This is a genomic window from Vibrio penaeicida (assembly GCF_030689305.1).
Taxonomy (GTDB): domain Bacteria; phylum Pseudomonadota; class Gammaproteobacteria; order Enterobacterales; family Vibrionaceae; genus Vibrio; species Vibrio penaeicida_B.
This window is the reverse complement of record NZ_JAUYVM010000064.1, coordinates 1-1,007: the sequence shown is the minus strand read 5'-3', so window position 1 is coordinate 1,007 and position 1,007 is coordinate 1. Positions and strand designations below refer to the sequence as shown.

The following is a 1,007-nucleotide window of genomic DNA, read 5'->3' as shown; positions in this document are numbered from 1 at the left end:
CAATGCTAAGAGATGGCGTCATGTGGGATGAAAATACAGCTAAAAATTAGCTATTGACGCCATAGTCGTTTGTTATGATTTCCCAAATTTCAATTACAACTAACTTTGAAGTGATCTCACACGCAACCATTAAGCATCTAATTGCATTTTAATGAAAAATCCATACTGTGTACTGAAATTTCACTAATAGCACAAGCTCAATGAAAGAAAACCTACCATACACACTACCGAAAAACACGAAAGAGCAACTTAAAATCCTATCAAAGATTACTTCTATTCCGTCCAATCTCTTGGTCAATGCAGGAGAGCTAGAAGTAGAAGCTATTTCATCTATGGTTTTGTATCGCCATATGAATAGACTTCAAAGAATTGAAGCCATGCGTTTAATTCGCAGCGTCCCAAACAGAGCATTAATGGGTAAGATCATATCTAAAACACTTGATACAACTTATGTTAATCCTCAATGGGGGATTTGGTCGCTATCTAATGATGAGTTAAAGAAAGATATTGCGATACATTCAACAATCGACTCTTTTGCAGGCTATGTTGGTGTTGGGGCTTCTGTGCTAAGTGGGAAAGACTTGGTCAAAGACTTGTGGTCACTTAAGAGGATGGGAAAGAAACACTGGGTAACGATTGTAATATGGGGTTGCATCTATTTTAATAAAAATGAGCTAAATAAAGCACGCAACGAGCTAGATAATAGAACAACGTTACAATCTTCGGGTATGTACTAATGATACAGTCAATTATTATCAAAGTTCTATTCTGTATTTTTTCATTTGGCATGGTTGCTTGGTATTGGAACGACTCAAGTGAGTCAACAAAGACTGGGTTATTTTTCTTTATATTTACGTTAGCCTTTTTCCAAAACGCTTATTACACCCATAAGCTAGAAAAGCTGAAAGAGCAAAAGAAGAGTGAGCATTCATAACGCCAGCTTAAACCGCAGACAACGCACAAATCAAGCCGCTGCATTACACCTTAAACACAAAATTCACCGCAAA

At 36.9% G+C, this 1,007-nt stretch carries 1 protein-coding gene; it reads left to right on the top strand.

The annotated features are described in order from the left end of the window. Positions 1–200: 200 nt before the first annotated feature. The gene (locus tag Q8W40_RS27990; RefSeq protein WP_305402107.1) at positions 201–737 is read left to right on the top strand and encodes a hypothetical protein; all 537 of its coding nucleotides are present in this window, start codon (positions 201–203) and stop codon (positions 735–737) included. Positions 738–1,007: the final 270 nt, after the last annotated feature.